Source organism: Streptomyces sp. NPDC015220 (assembly GCF_043079345.1).
Taxonomy (GTDB): Bacteria; Actinomycetota; Actinomycetes; order Streptomycetales; family Streptomycetaceae; genus Streptomyces.
The window spans coordinates 206,379-222,831 of sequence record NZ_JBIBUK010000001.1 but is presented as its reverse complement, the minus strand read 5'-3'; the positions used below and the strand labels follow the sequence as shown (position 1 = coordinate 222,831).

Below are 16,453 nucleotides of genomic sequence, written 5' to 3'. Positions count from 1 at the left end.
GCCCAGAAGCCTAGTGGTCGCGGGCGCTGGTCCGTCGGCCGCGTCCGTTTTCGGAGGCCTCGGGCGGCAGCGCGAGCGGTGCCGAGCGCACGTCGGCGCGCAGTTCCAGGAACAGGCCCAGCGGGTCGTCCGACACCCGGTCCCAGGGGAAGGAGGTGGCGTACGGCCCGATGAGGCGCAGTTGGTCGAGCGCGTCCCGACGGCGGCCGAGCCGGATCAGCACGTAGGCCAGCAGGTTGCGGATCTCCGCCGCCGGCCAGGGCCGGTCCGCCGGGAGGCGGCCGGACAGCTCGACGGCCCGGTCGGCCGCCGCGTCCAGCCGGGCCTGCTCCACCCCGGGCCCGCAGCCGTCGGTCAGATAGGCGAAGGCGGCCCGCACCGGCAGCGCCTGCACCAGCGAGCCGGCCGGGGCGTCCTGCGCGGCCAGGTCCGCGAAGTCGAAGCACTCGCGGTGGGAGCCGTGCCAGCAGGAGGCCAGGTAGCGCAGGGCGGCCACATGGCAGCCGTAGTGGTGCGGGGCGCGGCGGACCGCGGCCTCCCACAGCTCGCCGAAGTAGGTGTGCCCGGCGCGGCTGCCGCGCGCGTGGTCGAGCGCGACCCGCCACGGCACCGGGTCCCGGGCGTCGGCGCGCGCGGCGGCCGTGATCAGCGGGCTGACCTCGCGCAGCAGCTCGGCCCGGCCCGGCGAGGGCCAGGCGCGGTCCACGGCGAGCTGGGCGGCGACCAGCAGGGCGTCCGGGTCGTGCGGGGCGGCGGCGCGCCAGTCCAGCAGCCACTGCGGGCGCGAGTGCGCGAACGCGGCCAGCCGCAGCGCGTACCGGTCGCGGTCCTCCCACTCGGCCCGCTCCCGGGTGGCGGCGAGCAACCGGGCGGCCGGGCCGTACGCGCCCTGGGCGGCGGCGACCAGGGCCGGGCCGAGGCGGTCGTCGGGCGCGTCGAGGAGCACCTCGTCGTCGGCGGGCAGTCCGTCGGCGGGTACGTCGGCGGGTGGCCCGGCGGCGGGGCGCCGGGCGCTTCTCGTCATCCGGGTGGGGCGGATGAACAGGGGCAGCTGAGCCATGGTGTCGACCATTGAAAGTCCGCAGGTCGCGCACGCGCCAGAGGGTGCGGGCAAGCCGGTGAAAGTTGTACGCGGGCCGGTCAAGCTCCAGTAAAGGGTGACTGTTCAACAACTGCCCCGGGACGATCCCGCCCGGGCCGCCTCCCGGTTCGCCCCGGCGCAGGTCGCCGACGTACGCGGTATTGCGCGGGCCGGGTGCAGGCGACGCGGGAGAGGGTGCCGGCGGCGCGGGGGAGGGGCCCGGCGGCGCGGGGAGGGGGCCGGGACGGTCGGGCCCGCGTGCACCGGACCGAGGTCCCTAGCCGCGGCGCAGCAGCCGGGTCGCGCCCGCCGCCACCGTCGTGGCCAGGGTCCAGCCCAGCAGGACCAGTGCCGCCGACAGCCACTGCCAGCCGCCGCGGAGCTGCCACTGACTCGCCTGGCCGAAGTCGATGACCGGCAGGAGCAGATCCAGGGCGTACAGGGCGGGGTTCCACTGCCGGCGCGGGTCGCCGGAGCCGGCCGGCGGGTGCCCGGCGTGCGCGAAGGCGAGCGAGCCGGCCGCCCACAGCACCGCCATCCACACCGCGGCCCGGCCGGGCCGGTACCCGTAGGCCACCGTCCAGTCCTGGAGGTACCCCCAGAGCTTGGCCGCCGGGGGCAGGGTCTCGCGGCGGCGGCGCTGCTTGGCGAGCAGCACCTCGCGCGCGTCCTCGTCCTCGCCGGCCGCCCGCAGCACCGCCGCCAGCCGCTCGTACGGCTCCGGGTTGTACTCGGCGGTCGCCGCCGCCACCCACTCCAGGCGCTCGGTCAGCGGGAAGGGGCCCCGCGGCACCAGGTTCTCGTAGGTGAAGCCGCCCATGTGCAGCTGGCCCGGGCCCGGCCAGCTCTCCGCCCGGTCGACGAGGGTGACGATCTTCGCGCCGGACAGCAGCACCTGGCCGCGGAGCGGCCGCTCGCCGAGGAAGCGCAGCTCGGGCGCCTGCACCCGGCGCAGCGACAGCGCCTGCTCGTCGGTGAAGACGAACCGGGCCCGCTCCAGGTCCACCGCGTCGCCGAACCGCCCGTCGTCCAGCCGCACCGCGCCCTGGCACTCGAAGTGCTGGATCCGGGTCCCGCGGGCCGGGGTCACCCCGCCGACCAGCGGGGCGCCGAGACCGGCCGGGGTCAGGTAGAGGGTGCGTTCGACGGTCAGCCGGGGCGCGTTGAGCGCGTACCGGGTGTACGGGCTGGCCAGCCTGGCGCCGCGCAGGCTCAGCGAGACGCCGACCTTGGCGCTGCGCAGGCTGACCTCGCCGTACGCCTGGAGCAGCTCCGCCTGGAGGTCCTGGCCCACGGTCAGCCCGTCGGCGGCCACCGACCGGCCGGTGCGGTCCCGGTGCACGATCGCCTGGTTGAGCATCAGGTCCGTGCCGATCTGCGCGTCGGTCAGCCGCACCCCGCGCCGGAACCGGCAGCGGGGCAGGTGCAGGTCCCCCTCGGTGTGCACCCGGGCCGCCTCCAGCCGCGGCACCGCGCAGTCCACCAGCCGCACGGTCGTGAAGCGGGCCTCGGGCAGCCGCACCTCCTGCTCGAAGCGGCATCCCTTGATCTCCACGTACGGCACCACCGTGCCCCCGGCCAGGTCCAGCGGGCCCTCGATGCGCATGCCGGTCAGCTTCAGCGACGACACCCGCCCGGCCAGCGCGGGCGGGCCGTCCAGCAGCAGCCAGCACACGACGCGCGCCCGCACGGTCCGCTCCGGACCCCACGGGCTGTCGCCGTGCGGATCGTCCACCGCCGCGTCCCCGTGGCGCAGGTCGTACTCACTGCCGTTGCGGAAGGCCTGCCACATCCCGGCCTCGACGTCGGTCAGGTCGTCCGGCAGGTCTCCGGCCCGGCGGCCGGTCACCTCGGTCACCGATCTCCCCTTCTTCCCCGGCTACTCGTGGGTTCTGTGGGTTCGTACAACCGGTCATGCCCGTTGTGTGACGATCTGAACGCAAAGGGTGAGGCGGATCCTCCGGCGGCCGCGCCCGGTCGCGGTGCGACGGCGGGCCGGCGTCGGGAATCGGCCACGGTGCCCGAGGTGCCCGAGCGGCGGGCGTTCTGTATCAGCCATTGATACGGGCGGACGGCCCCCGTGCGCGGTCTGAGAGAATTGGAACCGTGATCTCCCGAATCGATCTGCGCGGCGACGCCCTCCCCGAGGGCCGCGCCCTGCGTGACCTGCTGCCCCGAGCCGACTTCGACGTTCAGGCCGCCCTGGAGAAGGTGCGCCCGATCTGCGAGGCCGTGCATCATCGCGGCGACGCGGCACTGATCGACTTCGCCGAGAAGTTCGACGGCGTACGGCTGGAATCCGTACGGGTCCCGGCCCAGGCCCTCGCGGACGCGCTGGAGCGGCTCGACCCCGCCGTGCGCGCCGCCCTGGAGGAGTCCATCCGGCGGGCCCGCCTGGTCCACCGCGAGCAGCGCCGCACCACCCACACCACCCAGGTCGTGCCCGGCGGCTCGGTCACCGAGAAGTGGGTGCCCGTCGAGCGCGTCGGGCTGTACGCGCCCGGCGGCCGGTCGGTCTACCCGTCCTCCGTCGTGATGAACGTCGTGCCCGCCCAGGAGGCGGGCGTGGAGTCCATCGCTCTGGCCTCGCCGGCGCAGGCGGAGTTCGGCGGCCTGCCGCACCCGACGATCCTCGCCGCCTGCGCCCTGCTCGGCGTGGACGAGGTGTACGCGGCAGGCGGCGCCACCGCCGTGGCGATGTTCGCCCACGGCACCGAGTCCTGCCCGCCCGCCGACATGGTCACCGGCCCCGGCAACATCTGGGTCGCCGCCGCCAAGCGTTACTTCACCGGCAGGATCGGCATCGACGCCGAGGCCGGCCCGACCGAGATCGCGGTCCTGGCGGACTCGACGGCCGACCCGGTGCACATCGCCTCCGACCTGATCAGCCAGGCCGAGCACGACCCACTGGCCGCCGCCGTCCTGGTCACCGACTCCGTCGAACTCGCGGACGCGGTGGAGAAGGAGCTGGAACCCCAGGTCGCGGCCACCAAGCACATCGAGGACCGGATCCGCCCGGCCCTGGCCGGCAGGCAGTCCGCCATCGTCCTGGTCGACGGACTCGACGAGGGCCTGCGGGTGGTCGACGCCTACGGCGCCGAGCACCTGGAGATCCAGACCGCCGACGCGACCGCCGTCGCCGACCGGGTCCGCAACGCCGGCGCGATCTTCGTCGGCCCCTGGGCGCCCGTCTCGCTCGGCGACTACGCGGCCGGCTCCAACCACGTCCTGCCGACCGGCGGCTGCGCCTGCCACTCCTCGGGGCTGTCCGTGCAGTCGTTCCTGCGCGGCATCCACATCGTCGACTACGACCGGGACGCCCTCGCCGAGGTCGCCCACCACGTGGTGACGCTGGCCGAGGCGGAGGACCTGCCCGCGCACGGCGCGGCGATCAAGGCGAGGTTCGGGTGGAAGGTACCGGCGAGCAAGTGAGCTTCGGAATCGACGATCTCCCCGTACGGGACGAGCTGCGCGGCAAGTCCCCCTACGGCGCCCCCCAGCTGGACGTCCCGGTACGGCTGAACACCAACGAGAACCCCTACCCGCTGCCCGAACCGCTCGTCGAGCGGATCACCGAGCGGGTGCGCGCGGCGGCCCGCGACCTGAACCGCTACCCGGACCGGGACGCGGTCGAGCTGCGCACCGAACTCGCCGGGTACCTGACCAGGACCGGCGGCCACCCGGTCGCCGTGGAGAACGTCTGGGCGGCCAACGGCTCCAACGAGGTCATCCAGCAGCTCCTCCAGGCCTTCGGCGGTCCCGGCCGCACCGCGATCGGCTTCGAGCCGTCGTACTCGATGCACGCGCTCATCGCGCGCGGCACGGGCACGGGCTGGATCTCCGGACCGAGGCGCGAGGACTTCACGATCGACCTCGCCGCCGCCGAGAAGGCGATCGCCGAGCACCGGCCGGACGTCGTCTTCATCACCTCCCCCAACAACCCCACCGGCAACGCGGTCGCGCCCGAGACGGTCCTCGCGCTCTACGAGGCCGCGCAGGCCGCGAAGCCGTCCATGGTGATCCTCGACGAGGCCTACGTCGAGTTCAGCCACGGCCGCTCGCTGCTGCCGCTGCTGGCCGGCCGGCCCCACCTGATCGTCTCCCGCACCATGTCGAAGGCGTTCGGCGCCGCCGGGCTGCGCCTCGGCTACCTCGCCGCGCACCCGGCGGTCGTGGACGCCGTCCAGCTGGTCCGGCTGCCCTACCACCTGTCGGCGATCACCCAGGCGACCGCCCTGGCCGCCCTCGAACACACCGACACGCTGCTGAAGTACGTCGAGCAGCTCAAGAGCGAGCGGGACCGGCTGGTCACCGAGGTGCGGGCGCTCGGCTACGAGGTCACCGAGTCGGACGCGAACTTCGTCCAGTTCGGGCGGTTCGCGGACTCCCACGCGGCCTGGCGGCGGATCCTCGACCGCGGCGTCCTGGTCCGGGACAACGGCGTACCGGGTTGGCTGCGGGTGACGGCCGGGACCCCTGCGGAGAACGACGCGTTCCTCGATGCGGTGCGCGATCTGAAGAAGGAAGAGGAGCTGAGCGGATGACTCGCGACGGACGCCTTGGGCGGGTCGAGCGCACCACCAAGGAGACCTCCGTCCTGGTCGAGATCGACCTCGACGGCACCGGCAGGACCGACATCGCCACCGGAGTCGGCTTCTACGACCACATGCTCGACCAGCTCGGCCGGCACGGTCTGTTCGACCTGACCGTCAAGACCGACGGCGACCTGCACATCGACTCCCACCACACCATCGAGGACACCGCCCTCGCGCTCGGCGCCGCCTTCAAGCAGGCGCTCGGCGACAAGGTGGGCATCTACCGCTTCGGCAACTGCACGGTCCCGCTGGACGAGTCCCTCGCCCAGGTCACCGTCGACCTCTCCGGCCGCCCCTACCTCGTGCACACCGAGCCCGAGAACATGGCGCCGATGATCGGCGAGTACGACACCACCATGACCCGGCACATCCTGGAGTCCTTCGTCGCCCAGGCCCAGGTCGCGCTGCACGTGCACGTGCCCTACGGACGCAACGCGCACCACATCGTGGAGTGCCAGTTCAAGGCGCTGGCCCGGGCGCTGCGCTACGCCAGCGAGCGCGACCCGCGCGCGGCCGGCATCCTCCCCTCCACGAAGGGCGCGCTGTGACCGGCCTGTCCACCATCCTGATCGTCGTCGGCCTCTTCCTGGTCGGCGGCATCATCTCCTTCGTCAAGCAGAAGATGCCCAGGAGCCTGATCGTGCTGCTGTCCATCGCCGCGGCGATGTGCCTGGTCGCCGGCGTGATGCGGCTGGAGGTGTGGAGTTGAGCACCGGTGGCGCCAAGAAGGTGGTCGTCTTCGACTACGGCTTCGGCAACGTCCGGTCCGCCGAGCGGGCGCTGGCCCGGGCCGGCGCCGACGTCGAGATCACCCGTGACTTCGACACGGCGATGAACGCCGACGGTCTGCTGGTGCCGGGCGTCGGCGCCTTCGCCGCCTGCATGCGCGGTCTGAGGCAGGCGCGCGGCGACTGGATCATCGACCGCCGGCTGTCCGGCGGGCGGCCGGTCATGGGCATCTGCGTCGGCATGCAGATCCTGTTCGCGCGCGGCATCGAGCACGGCGTCCAGGCCGAGGGCCTGGACGAGTGGCCCGGCACGGTCGCGCCCCTGGAGGCCGACGTCGTGCCCCACATGGGCTGGAACACCGTCGAGGCGCCGGCCGGCTCGGAGCTGTTCGCCGGCCTCGACGCCGACGCCCGCTTCTACTTCGTGCACTCCTACGCCGTCCACGACTGGCAGCTCCAGACGCACAACCCGGCGATGCTCGCCCCCAAGGTCACCTGGGCCACCCACGGCAAGCCCTTCGTGGCCGCCGTGGAGAACGGCGCCCTGTGGGCCACCCAGTTCCACCCCGAGAAGTCCGGCGACGCCGGAGCGCAGCTCCTCACCAACTGGATCGGAACCCTGTAGACCATGGCCAAGCTCGAACTCCTCCCCGCCGTCGACGTCCGTGACGGCCAGGCCGTCCGCCTCGTGCACGGCGAGTCCGGGACCGAGACGTCCTACGGCTCACCGCTTCAGGCCGCCCTCGCCTGGCAGCGCTCCGGCGCCGAGTGGCTGCACCTGGTCGACCTCGACGCCGCCTTCGGCACCGGCGACAACCGCGAGCTGATCGCCGAGGTCGCCAGGGCGATGGACATCAAGGTGGAGCTGTCCGGGGGCATCCGGGACGACGACACCCTCGCCGCCGCCCTCGCCACCGGCTGCACCCGGGTGAACCTCGGCACCGCCGCCCTGGAGACCCCCGAGTGGGTCGCCAAGGTCATCGCCGAGCACGGCGACAAGATCGCGGTCGGCCTGGACGTCCGCGGCACCACGCTGCGGGGCCGCGGCTGGACCCGCGACGGCGGCGACCTCTACGAGACGCTGGCGCGCCTCGACAAGGAGGGCTGCGCCCGCTACGTCGTCACCGACATCGCCAAGGACGGCACCCTCCAGGGCCCCAACCTGGAACTGCTGAAGAACGTCTGCGCGGCGACGGACCGACCGGTGGTGGCCTCCGGCGGCGTCTCGTCCCTGGCCGACCTGCGGGCGCTCGCCGAGCTGGTGCCGCTCGGTGTGGAGGGCGCCATCGTCGGGAAGGCGCTGTACGCGAAGGCGTTCACCCTTGAGGAAGCCCTGGAGGCAGTGTCGTCATGACGTCCGATGCCGTACGGCGTGTGCAGAGCGGAGTTCCCTGGGAAGACACGTTCGGTTTCGCACGCGCCGTCGCGGCGGGCGACCGTGTCCTGGTGGCGGGCACCACCGCCTTCCGGGGCGATGTCCTGTACGGGGAGGGGGACCCGTACGAACAGGCCAAGGTGGCGTTCAGCACCGCCATCGAGGCGATCGGCGGGTTCGGACTCGGCATCGGGTCCGTGATCCGCACCCGGATGTACCTGAGCCACGCGCGCGACGTGGACGACGTGGGCCGGGCCCACAAGGAGCTGTTCGACTCGGTGCGGCCGGTGTCGACGCTGCTGGTGGTGGAGGGCTTCGTCGACCCGCGCGTCCTGGTCTCAGTGGAACTCGAAGCATTCAGAGGAGCCGTGGATTCATGACCCTGGCGGTCCGAGTCATCCCCTGCCTGGACGTGGACAACGGCCGGGTCGTCAAGGGCGTCAACTTCCAGAACCTGCGGGACGCGGGCGACCCGGTCGAGATGGCCAAGGTGTACGACGCCGAGGGCGCCGACGAGCTGACGTTCCTGGACATCACCGCGTCCTCGGGCAACCGGGAGACGACGTACGACGTGGTGCGCCGCACCGCGGAGCAGGTGTTCATCCCGTTGACGGTCGGCGGCGGCGTCCGCACGGCCGAGGACGTGGACCGACTGCTGCGGGCGGGCGCCGACAAGGTGGGCGTCAACACGGCGGCGATCGCCCGCCCGGAGCTGATCCGGGAGATCGCCGAACGCTTCGGCCGGCAGGTGCTGGTCCTGTCGGTCGACGCGCGCCGTACCGAGTCCGGCTCCTTCGAGGTGACCACCCACGGCGGCCGCCGCGGCACCGGCATCGACGCGGTGGAGTGGGCGCACCGGGCGGCCGAGCTGGGCGCGGGCGAGATCCTGCTGAACTCCATGGACGCGGACGGCACCAAGGACGGCTACGACCTGGAGATGATCGCGGCGGTCCGCAAGCACGTCACGGTCCCGGTCATCGCCTCGGGCGGTGCCGGCAGCCTCGCCCACTTCCCCCCGGCCGTCGCGGCCGGCGCGGACGCGGTGCTCGCGGCGTCGGTCTTCCACTTCGGCGACCTGCGCGTCGGCGAGGTGAAGGAGACGCTGCGCGCGGCGGGGCATCCCGTCCGGTAGCCAAGTGGCGCCCGCCCTGGACGCGTGATGCGTCGGTCCGGGGCGGCGCGTGCGGGAGCCGGGGCGGTGGTTCGCGGCAGCGCCGGTGCCCTGCCCGTCCGATCGAGCCCCGGTCGCCATGAGGCGGCCGGGGCTTTCTCTCCCCTGATGCGAAAGAAAAGTCGCGCAAAAAATATTGTGCAGTTTTTCTTTCCTATCTATGGTCGGGACATGCCACGTGAAGAGAGTCGCGACGTCACCGATCTGGGCACGCTCAAGGCGCTCGCCCATCCGCTGCGCCTGAAGCTGTACCGGCTGCTGTTCGTGGCCGGGACGGCGACCGCGTCCCAGCTGGCCGAGCAGGTGGACGAGGCGGTGTCGCTGGTCAGCTACCACCTGCGCAAGCTCGCCGGGCACGGTCTGATCGAGGAGGCCGAGCAGCGCGGCGGGGACGCGCGGGAACGCTGGTGGCAGCCCGCCTCGGACGGTGTCTCCATCCGCGACCAGGACTTCCGGGACGCGCCGGAGAAGGTGGCGGCGCACCTGGCGGCCTCCCGGCTCTTCCTCGAACAGCGCGCCGAGATGTACCGCACCTACCTCGACGAGCGCACCCACTGGGGAGCGCGGTGGAACGAGGCCGCCCACGACTCGGAGTCGCTGCTGCGGCTGACGGCCGACGAACTGGCCGGGCTGGAGAAGGACATGCACGACCTGCTGAGGAAGTACGACGAGGAGGGCCGCGCCCGTGAGGCGGCCGGTGACACCGAAGGGCGCGAGCACGTCGCGCTGCACGTGTACGGATTCCCGTTCCGCCTCTGAGAGGGACACCGCCTTGACCGCCGTGCCCGTGACCCCCGCCGGCGCCCTGGCCGCCGGCCGCCCCGCCCACCGCGACGCCAACGTCCTGCGCTGGCTCGCCGCCTACACCGCCTCCATGGTCGGCGACAACATCTACTACCTCGCCCTGTCCTGGGTGGCGGTCCGGGCCGGGTCACCCGCGCAGGCCGGCGCCGTCATGGCGGTGAGCGCCCTGCCCAGGGCCCTGCTGATGCTCGGCGGGGGAGTGGTCGCGGACCGGTTCGGACCGCGCCGGGTCGTCATCGGCAGCGACGCCGTGCGCTGCGCCGCCGTCCTCGCGGTCGCCGGCCTGCTGTACTTCGCCGACCCGGGGCTGTGGCCGCTCGTCCTGCTCGCCCTCGTCTTCGGCACCGTGGACGCCGTGTTCGTGCCCGCCGTGGGCGCCCTGCCCGCGCGCGTGACGAGCCGGGACCAGCTCGCACGCGTGCAGGGCATGCGGGGCCTGGCGATCCGGTTCGCGAGCGTCGCCGGCGCCCCGCTCGGCGGCCTCGGCATCGCCCTCGGCGGCCCGGCTGCCGCGTTCGGGCTGGCCGGGCTGCTGATCGCCGTGTCGGTGCCGCTGCTGCTGCGCCTACGCGTGCGCGACCTGCCGCCGCGGGAAACCGCCGACGCGGCCCGCACCACCGCCTGGCGCGACCTCGTGGCCGGTCTGCGCCACATCCGCCGCCACCGCGTCCTGGCCCCCCTGATCCTGGCCATCGCCTTCGGCGACCTCGGCTTCGTCGGTCCGCTCAACGTCGGCCTGACCCTGCTGGCCGACGAACGCGGCTGGGGCGCCTCCGGCATGGGCTGGGTGCTGGCCGGCTTCGGCACCGGGGCCGGCACCGCCTCGCTGCTGCTGGCCGCGCGTGGCCGGCTGCCCCACGCGGGCCACGTGGCGGCGTACGCGATCCTCGCCGGCTCCGCGGCCATCGGCGCCCTCGCCTACGTCCCGGACGTCGTCGCCGCCGTCGGGGTGGCCGTGCTGATCGGCCTCCTCGCCGGACTCAGCGGGGCCCTGTGCGGCGCGCTGCTGCAGACCCAGGCCGAAGCCGCCTGCCTGGGGCGGGTCACCGCCGTCTCCAGCCTGGTGAGCCTCGGACTGACCCCGCTCAGCATGCCGCTGTTCGCCGCCGCCGTCGGAGCCTGGGGAACCGGCCCGGTGTTCGTCGCCAGCGCCACGGTGTGCGGACTCGGTGGCGTCGTCGCCCTGGCAGCCCGCGACCTGCGCCGCGCCGAGCTGCCCTGATCCGGGCCGCCGCTTCAGAAACCCAGCTTCTTCGTGCCCGACACCTGCTCGATCGCGGCCTGCTCGCCCTCCAGCTCCACCCGGGCCGCGCTCTGCCGGCCGAAGGCGAACATCAGCAGCTCCGACGGCTCGCCGGTCGCCGTCACCACCGGAGTGCCCCGGTGGGCGACGGCCGTCTGCCCGTTGGGCCGGCGCAGCACCAGACCGGTCGGGATGCCCCGGCCCAGCAGCCGGGCGGTGCGCTCCAGCCGGGACCACAGCGTCTCCTGGAAGACCGGGTCGAGTTCACGCGTCGTCCAGTCGGGCTGCGCCCGGCGGACGTCCTCCGTGTGGACGTAGAACTCCACCGTGTTGGCCGCCTCGTCGACCTGTTTGAGCTGGAAGGGCGAGAACCGCGGCGGCCCGGTCCGGATCAGCTGGACCAGCTCCTCGTACGGCTTCCCCGCGTACTCCTCCAGCACCTTCTCCAGCCGGGACGCCAGCGGCTTGATCAGCGCGCCCCCGGCCGCGTCGGGACGCCGCTCGCGCACCACCACGTGCGCGGCGAGGTCACGGGTGCGCCAGCCCTCGCAGAGGGTCGGCGCGTCCGGGCCGGCGGTCTCCAAGAGGTCGGCGAGCAGGAGCCGTTCACGCTTGGCAAAGGTCGACATGGCCTCAGCCTACGACCGCGCCGCGCACCCGCCCACCCGTCGCCCGGCCACCGCCCCCGCGACGGGACGCCGCCGCCGTGTTCATCCAGTGGACCGGGACCCGGCCCGGGCGGTCCGGCGCGGCACAATGGCACCCATGACCAGCACGCCCGGCACGCCCGCCCGTCACCCGGCCACCGCCCCTCGTCGAGGCGCTTCGCGCACCGGTGTTCCTTCCAGCGGCCTCGACCCCGAGATCGCCGCGCGTCTCAAGCGCAGCGCCGACGGACTCCTCCCCGCCATCGCTCAACAGTTCGACACCGGAGAGGTGCTGATGCTCGGCTGGATGGACGACGAGGCGCTGCACCGCACGCTGACCACCGGCCGCTGCACCTACTGGTCGCGCAGCCGCCGGGAGTACTGGGTCAAGGGCGACACCTCCGGGCACGTCCAGCACGTCAGGTCCGTCGCCCTGGACTGCGACGCCGACACCCTGCTGGTCAAGGTCGACCAGGTCGGCGCCGCCTGCCACACCGGCGACCGCACCTGCTTCGACGCCGACGTGCTGCTGGAGGACACCCGCGGCGACCGCGCCGGTTCCGGCGCACCCGCCTCGGATCAGTAAGGTCGGCCGCCATGGACCTCGAGACGTTCCGCAAGCTGGCCACCGACCGACGCGTCATCCCGGTCACCCGCAAGCTCCTCGCCGACGGCGACACCCCCGTCGCGCTCTACCGCAAGCTCGCCGCCGAGCGCCCGGGCACCTTCCTGCTGGAGTCCGCGGAGAACGGCCGCTCCTGGTCCCGGTACTCCTTCGTCGGCGTCCGCAGCTCCGCCACCCTCACCGAGCGGGACGGCGACGCCCACTGGCTGGGCACCCCGCCGGTCGGCGTCCCCGTCGAGGGCGACCCGCTGGCCGCGCTGCGGGCCACCGTCGAGGCGCTGCACACACCCCGCGACCTCGCCCACGACCTGGGCCTGCCGCCTTTCACCGGCGGCCTGGTCGGCTACCTGGGCTACGACATCGTGCGCCGCCTGGAGAAGATCGGCCCCGGCGACCGGGACGACCTGAAGCTGCCCGAGCTGACCATGATGCTCACCTCCGACCTCGCCGTCCTCGACCACTGGGACGGCACGGTGCTGCTGATCGCCAACGCGATCAACCACAACGACCTCGACACCGGCGTCGACGAGGCCCACGCCGACGCCGTCGCCCGCCTGGACGCGATGGAGGCCGACCTGTCCCGGGCGGTGCCCCAGCCGCCCGCGGCACTCCCGCCGTCCGAACTGCCCGAGTACACCGCCCGGTGGGGCGGCGAGGACTTCCGGGCCGCCGTCGAGGACGTCAAGGAACGCATCCGCGCGGGCGAGGCCTTCCAGGTCGTCCCCTCGCAGCGCTTCGAGACGCCGTGCACGGCGAGCGCGCTGGACGTCTACCGGGTGCTGCGGGCCACCAACCCCTCGCCGTACATGTACCTGTTCCGGTTCCCCAGCGGGGACTCGGACGCCTTCGATGTCGTCGGCTCCTCGCCCGAGGCCCTGGTGAAGGTCGAGGACGGGCGGGCCATGGTGCACCCCATCGCCGGCACCCGGCCGCGCGGCGCCACCCCGCAGCAGGACCAGGCCCTCGCCGAGGAACTCCTCGCCGACCCCAAGGAGCGCGCCGAGCACCTGATGCTCGTCGACCTCGGCCGCAACGACCTGGGACGGGTCTGCGAGCCGGGCTCCGTCGAGGTCGTCGACTTCATGTCCGTCGAGCGGTACTCGCACGTCATGCACATCGTCTCGACCGTGACCGGACGGGTCGCGCCGGGCCGGACCGCGTTCGACGTGCTCACCGCCTGCTTCCCGGCCGGCACCCTGTCCGGCGCGCCCAAGCCGCGCGCGATGCGGATCATCGACGAACTCGAACCGTCCCGGCGCGGCCTGTACGGCGGCTGCGTCGGCTACCTCGACTTCGCGGGCGACTCCGACACCGCCATCGCCATCCGCACCGCCCTGCTGCGCGGGGGCACGGCCTACGTCCAGGCGGGCGCCGGCATCGTCGCCGACTCCGACCCGGTGGCCGAGGACGCCGAGTGCCGCAACAAGGCCGCCGCGGTCCTGCGGGCGGTGCACACCGCCAACCGGCTGGCGCGGTAGGAACGGTGGGGCATTTCTCACGTGCCCCACACGAACCCCGGGTGACGAATCGCCCGGGGTTCAGGCGATAGTGGAGTACGTGACTGCCGTACCTCACCCCCGTACCGAAGCCGCCGCCCCCGTCCGGTCCGGCCGCCGCAGCCTCGCCGTCGCCCTGCTGTGCGGCGCGCTCGGCGCGGCCGTGGCGCTGCTGGCCTCCCGGCAGCGCTGGGCGGAGGGCACCGCGACGGTGGCGGGCGGCGCCTTCCCCCTGACCGCCAAGGGCAGCGAGGTCACGGGCGTGCCCGCGGCGCTCGCCATAGTGGGCCTGGCCGCGCTCGTCGCCGTCTTCGCCGTCCGCCGCTCCGGCCGCTTCCTGGTCGCCGCCCTGCTCGCGCTCTCCGGCGCGGGCACCGTCGCCGCGGCCCTCACCGGCGCCTCCGACGGCAGCGCGCTCGACGAGAAGGCCGCCCGGGCCTCCGGCGACACCGCGGCGACCGCCGCCGCGCTCAGCCACACCGGCTGGCCCTACGTCGCGGCGGCCGGCGGGGCGCTGATCCTGCTGGCCGGGCTGCTCGCCCTGCTCTACGGCCGCCTCTGGCCCGCCATGTCCGGCCGCTACGAGCGCTCGGGCGCGCCCCGCTCCCGCGCGCCCCGGCCCGTCGACCCCGAGCGCCCCGAGGACCTCTGGAAGGCCCTGGACCGCGGCGAGGACCCGACCGGCACCGAACCGGCCTGAGCGGCGGCGCGCCGGGGCCCGGCTTCCCTTCGCGGTGAAGCGGGTGCGAGGAGCCACCCCCGCTCACGTCCCGTGCACGGGTACGGGACAATGGACCTCGAGCGTCCGGCTCGGACACGTACAAGCAACGAGGAGCAAGTCATGGCGGGCAGCAGCCACGGTCACACCCCGGCCGCCTGGACCGGTGTCATCATCGCCTTCATCGGTTTCTGCGTCGCGGGCGTCTTCATGGTGGGGGCCCAGCCGGTCGGCTTCTGGGTCGGCATCGCACTCACGCTGCTGGGCGCCGTCGTGGGCGGCGTCATGCGCGTGATGGGCTTCGGCCAGAAGAACGCGCACCCGGTGCACAAGGTCGCGGGCCAGGGCGAGCCGGCCGGCGCCAAGGGCTGACACCCGTACGGCGGACCCGTACGGGTGTGAATCAGGGGGCGGCCCGGTGCCGCCCCCTCACGCGCGCCCGGGCCGGACACCCTCCCCGGTGCCGCCCGCGCGCGTGAGCCGCGCGCCGGGCACAATGCGAGGCGTGAGAGCCGACAGTCGCACGGTGACAGCGCCGGCCCGCCCGCCGGGCTCCGTCCTCGGGCGGCTCGCCGCCCCCGCCGCCGTGCTGGCCGCCGCCGCGGGGGCCTTCGCGTACGTCGGGACGGTGGACCCCGACGAGCCCGGCCACTACCCCGCCTGCCCCCTGCTGCGCCACACCGGGCTCTACTGCCCCGGCTGCGGCGGCCTGCGCAGCGCCCACGCCTTCGTCCACGGCGACTTCCTCGCGGCCCTCCAGGACAACGCCCTGGCGGCCGTGGGCTATCCGGTCTGCGCCCTGCTGTGGACCGTGTGGGTGGTCCGGGCGGTGCGCGGGCGGCGACTGCGGCTCGATCCGCGGCCGGTGCACCAGTGGAGCTCCATCGCGCTGCTCGTGGTCTTCACCGTGGTCCGCAACCTGCCCTTCGGCGGCCCGCTCCACCCCTGACCGGCCGGCGCCTGTCCAGGTGGTGGGACCGCGGTCCACCGGATGCGAGGCCCGGCTCCCGCTCCGGATACCATCGCAGTGACCGCCGGTTCCGCCCGATTCACCGCCAAGCGGGCGCCGGGGGCCGCTCGACCCGCTGGAACATCCCACCGTCTGGAAGGGGGCCGCTCGCGTGAGTGTGCTCGACGAGATCATCGACGGAGTCCGTGCCGACCTTTCGGAACGGCAGGCGCGCGTCAGCCTCGAAGAGCTCAAGGAGCGCGCGGCGAAAGCACCGGCCGCCAAGGACGGGGTGGCCGCGCTCAAGGGCGACGGAGTCAAGGTGATCTGCGAGGTCAAGCGCTCCAGCCCCTCCAAGGGCGCGCTCGCCGCGATCGCCGACCCGGCCGGACTCGCCGCGGACTACGAGGCCGGCGGCGCCTCCGTCATCTCGGTCCTGACCGAGCAGCGGCGCTTCGGCGGCTCGCTGGCCGACCTCGAGGCGGTCCGCGCCCGCGTGGACATCCCGATCCTGCGCAAGGACTTCATCGTCACCTCGTACCAGCTGTGGGAGGCCCGGGCCTACGGCGCCGACCTCGCCCTGCTGATCGTCGCCGCCCTCGACCAGCAGGCCCTGGAGTCGCTGATCGAGCGCGCGGTGTCCATCGGGCTGACCCCGCTCGTCGAGGTTCACGACGAGGACGAGGTGGAGCGCGCGGTGGACGCCGGCGCCAAGGTGATCGGCGTCAACGCGCGCAACCTCAGGACGCTCGAGGTCGACCGCGACACCTTCGAGCGCGTGGCGCCCGAGATCCCGGACCACATCGTCAAGGTCGCCGAGTCCGGCGTCCGCGGCCCGCACGACCTGATCGCCTACGCCAACGCCGGCGCCGACGCGGTCCTGGTCGGCGAGTCGCTGGTCACCGGCCGCGACCCCAAGACGGCGGTCGCCGACCTGGTCGCGGCCGGCGCTCACCCCGCGCTGCGGCACGGGCGGGGCTGACCGCGCCCGCCACCGAGGCGGCCGCGCACCGGTAGAGTG

19 protein-coding genes are annotated in these 16,453 nt (G+C 73.8%); 16 read left to right on the top strand and 3 right to left on the bottom strand.

Annotated features, from left to right (window positions below):
• Positions 1–10 precede the first annotated feature (10 nt).
• Together ACF061_RS01335 and ACF061_RS01330 are read right to left on the bottom strand one after the other, a co-directional pair.
• Positions 11–1,072, bottom strand: coding sequence for a hypothetical protein (locus ACF061_RS01335; RefSeq protein ID WP_392264712.1), 1,062 nt, complete (start codon positions 1,070–1,072; stop codon positions 11–13).
• A 286-nt stretch (positions 1,073–1,358) separates the two neighbouring features.
• Positions 1,359–2,939 (bottom strand): oxidoreductase, encoded by a 1,581-nt coding sequence (locus ACF061_RS01330; RefSeq protein ID WP_392264711.1) that lies wholly within the window; start codon positions 2,937–2,939, stop codon positions 1,359–1,361.
• Positions 2,940–3,187: 248 nt separating this feature from the next.
• Between ACF061_RS01330 and hisD the strand changes: the two genes are divergently transcribed.
• From hisD to ACF061_RS01280, 10 genes are all read left to right on the top strand, one after another.
• Complete coding sequence (hisD, locus tag ACF061_RS01325) at positions 3,188–4,513, top strand: histidinol dehydrogenase (RefSeq protein ID WP_392264710.1); 1,326 nt, start codon at positions 3,188–3,190, stop codon at positions 4,511–4,513.
• A complete protein-coding gene (locus tag ACF061_RS01320) occupies positions 4,510–5,625 on the top strand; it encodes a histidinol-phosphate transaminase (RefSeq protein WP_392264709.1) in 1,116 nt (371 codons plus the stop codon). Before hisD ends, ACF061_RS01320 begins: the two co-directional genes overlap by 4 nt.
• Positions 5,622–6,224 carry an imidazoleglycerol-phosphate dehydratase HisB gene (gene hisB / locus ACF061_RS01315; RefSeq protein ID WP_392264708.1) on the top strand — a complete coding sequence of 201 codons (603 nt, stop codon included), beginning with the start codon at positions 5,622–5,624 and terminating at the stop codon, positions 6,222–6,224. The genes ACF061_RS01320 and hisB overlap by 4 nt, the downstream gene beginning before the upstream one ends.
• Complete coding sequence (locus ACF061_RS01310) at positions 6,221–6,385, top strand: hypothetical protein (protein ID WP_392264707.1); 165 nt, start codon at positions 6,221–6,223, stop codon at positions 6,383–6,385. The genes hisB and ACF061_RS01310 overlap by 4 nt, the downstream gene beginning before the upstream one ends.
• Positions 6,376–7,029 carry an imidazole glycerol phosphate synthase subunit HisH gene (gene hisH, locus ACF061_RS01305; protein WP_392264706.1) on the top strand — a complete coding sequence of 218 codons (654 nt, stop codon included), beginning with the start codon at positions 6,376–6,378 and terminating at the stop codon, positions 7,027–7,029. Before ACF061_RS01310 ends, hisH begins: the two co-directional genes overlap by 10 nt.
• Before the next feature lie 3 nt (positions 7,030–7,032).
• Complete coding sequence (priA, locus tag ACF061_RS01300; RefSeq protein ID WP_392264705.1) at positions 7,033–7,758, top strand: bifunctional 1-(5-phosphoribosyl)-5-((5-phosphoribosylamino)methylideneamino)imidazole-4-carboxamide isomerase/phosphoribosylanthranilate isomerase PriA; 726 nt, start codon at positions 7,033–7,035, stop codon at positions 7,756–7,758.
• Positions 7,755–8,159 carry a RidA family protein gene (locus ACF061_RS01295; protein WP_392264704.1) on the top strand — a complete coding sequence of 135 codons (405 nt, stop codon included), beginning with the start codon at positions 7,755–7,757 and terminating at the stop codon, positions 8,157–8,159. The genes priA and ACF061_RS01295 overlap by 4 nt, the downstream gene beginning before the upstream one ends.
• Positions 8,156–8,911: an imidazole glycerol phosphate synthase subunit HisF gene (gene hisF / locus ACF061_RS01290; RefSeq protein WP_392264703.1), complete on the top strand. Its 756-nt coding sequence runs from the start codon at positions 8,156–8,158 to the stop codon at positions 8,909–8,911. Before ACF061_RS01295 ends, hisF begins: the two co-directional genes overlap by 4 nt.
• A gap of 210 nt (positions 8,912–9,121) precedes the next feature.
• Positions 9,122–9,709 (top strand): ArsR/SmtB family transcription factor, encoded by a 588-nt coding sequence (locus tag ACF061_RS01285; RefSeq protein WP_392264702.1) that lies wholly within the window; start codon positions 9,122–9,124, stop codon positions 9,707–9,709.
• 13 nt (positions 9,710–9,722) lie between these two features.
• Positions 9,723–10,976: an MFS transporter gene (locus ACF061_RS01280; RefSeq protein WP_392264701.1), complete on the top strand. Its 1,254-nt coding sequence runs from the start codon at positions 9,723–9,725 to the stop codon at positions 10,974–10,976.
• Positions 10,977–10,990: 14 nt separating this feature from the next.
• On the opposite strand, the gene ACF061_RS01275 is transcribed toward ACF061_RS01280, so the two are convergent.
• Positions 10,991–11,626, bottom strand: a complete 636-nt coding sequence (locus ACF061_RS01275) for a TIGR03085 family metal-binding protein (RefSeq protein WP_392264700.1) — start codon at positions 11,624–11,626, stop codon at positions 10,991–10,993.
• A gap of 136 nt (positions 11,627–11,762) precedes the next feature.
• On the opposite strand from ACF061_RS01275, the gene hisI reads away from it, so the two are divergent.
• The 6 genes from hisI to trpC all read left to right on the top strand — a co-directional run bounded on the left by hisI (position 11,763) and on the right by trpC (position 16,414).
• The gene (gene hisI, locus ACF061_RS01270; protein WP_392264699.1) at positions 11,763–12,230 is read left to right on the top strand and encodes a phosphoribosyl-AMP cyclohydrolase; all 468 of its coding nucleotides are present in this window, start codon (positions 11,763–11,765) and stop codon (positions 12,228–12,230) included.
• 11 nt (positions 12,231–12,241) lie between these two features.
• Entirely contained in the window at positions 12,242–13,747 is a 1,506-nt protein-coding gene (locus ACF061_RS01265; protein ID WP_392264698.1) for an anthranilate synthase component I, read from the top strand.
• Positions 13,748–13,817: 70 nt separating this feature from the next.
• Positions 13,818–14,465 carry a TIGR02234 family membrane protein gene (locus tag ACF061_RS01260; protein ID WP_392264697.1) on the top strand — a complete coding sequence of 216 codons (648 nt, stop codon included), beginning with the start codon at positions 13,818–13,820 and terminating at the stop codon, positions 14,463–14,465.
• Between the two features lie 141 nt (positions 14,466–14,606).
• Positions 14,607–14,855 carry an HGxxPAAW family protein gene (locus tag ACF061_RS01255; RefSeq protein ID WP_392264696.1) on the top strand — a complete coding sequence of 83 codons (249 nt, stop codon included), beginning with the start codon at positions 14,607–14,609 and terminating at the stop codon, positions 14,853–14,855.
• 124 nt (positions 14,856–14,979) lie between these two features.
• Positions 14,980–15,432, top strand: coding sequence for a DUF2752 domain-containing protein (locus ACF061_RS01250; RefSeq protein ID WP_392264695.1), 453 nt, complete (start codon positions 14,980–14,982; stop codon positions 15,430–15,432).
• A gap of 172 nt (positions 15,433–15,604) precedes the next feature.
• A complete protein-coding gene (gene trpC, locus ACF061_RS01245; RefSeq protein ID WP_392264694.1) occupies positions 15,605–16,414 on the top strand; it encodes an indole-3-glycerol phosphate synthase TrpC in 810 nt (269 codons plus the stop codon).
• Positions 16,415–16,453 lie beyond the last annotated feature (39 nt).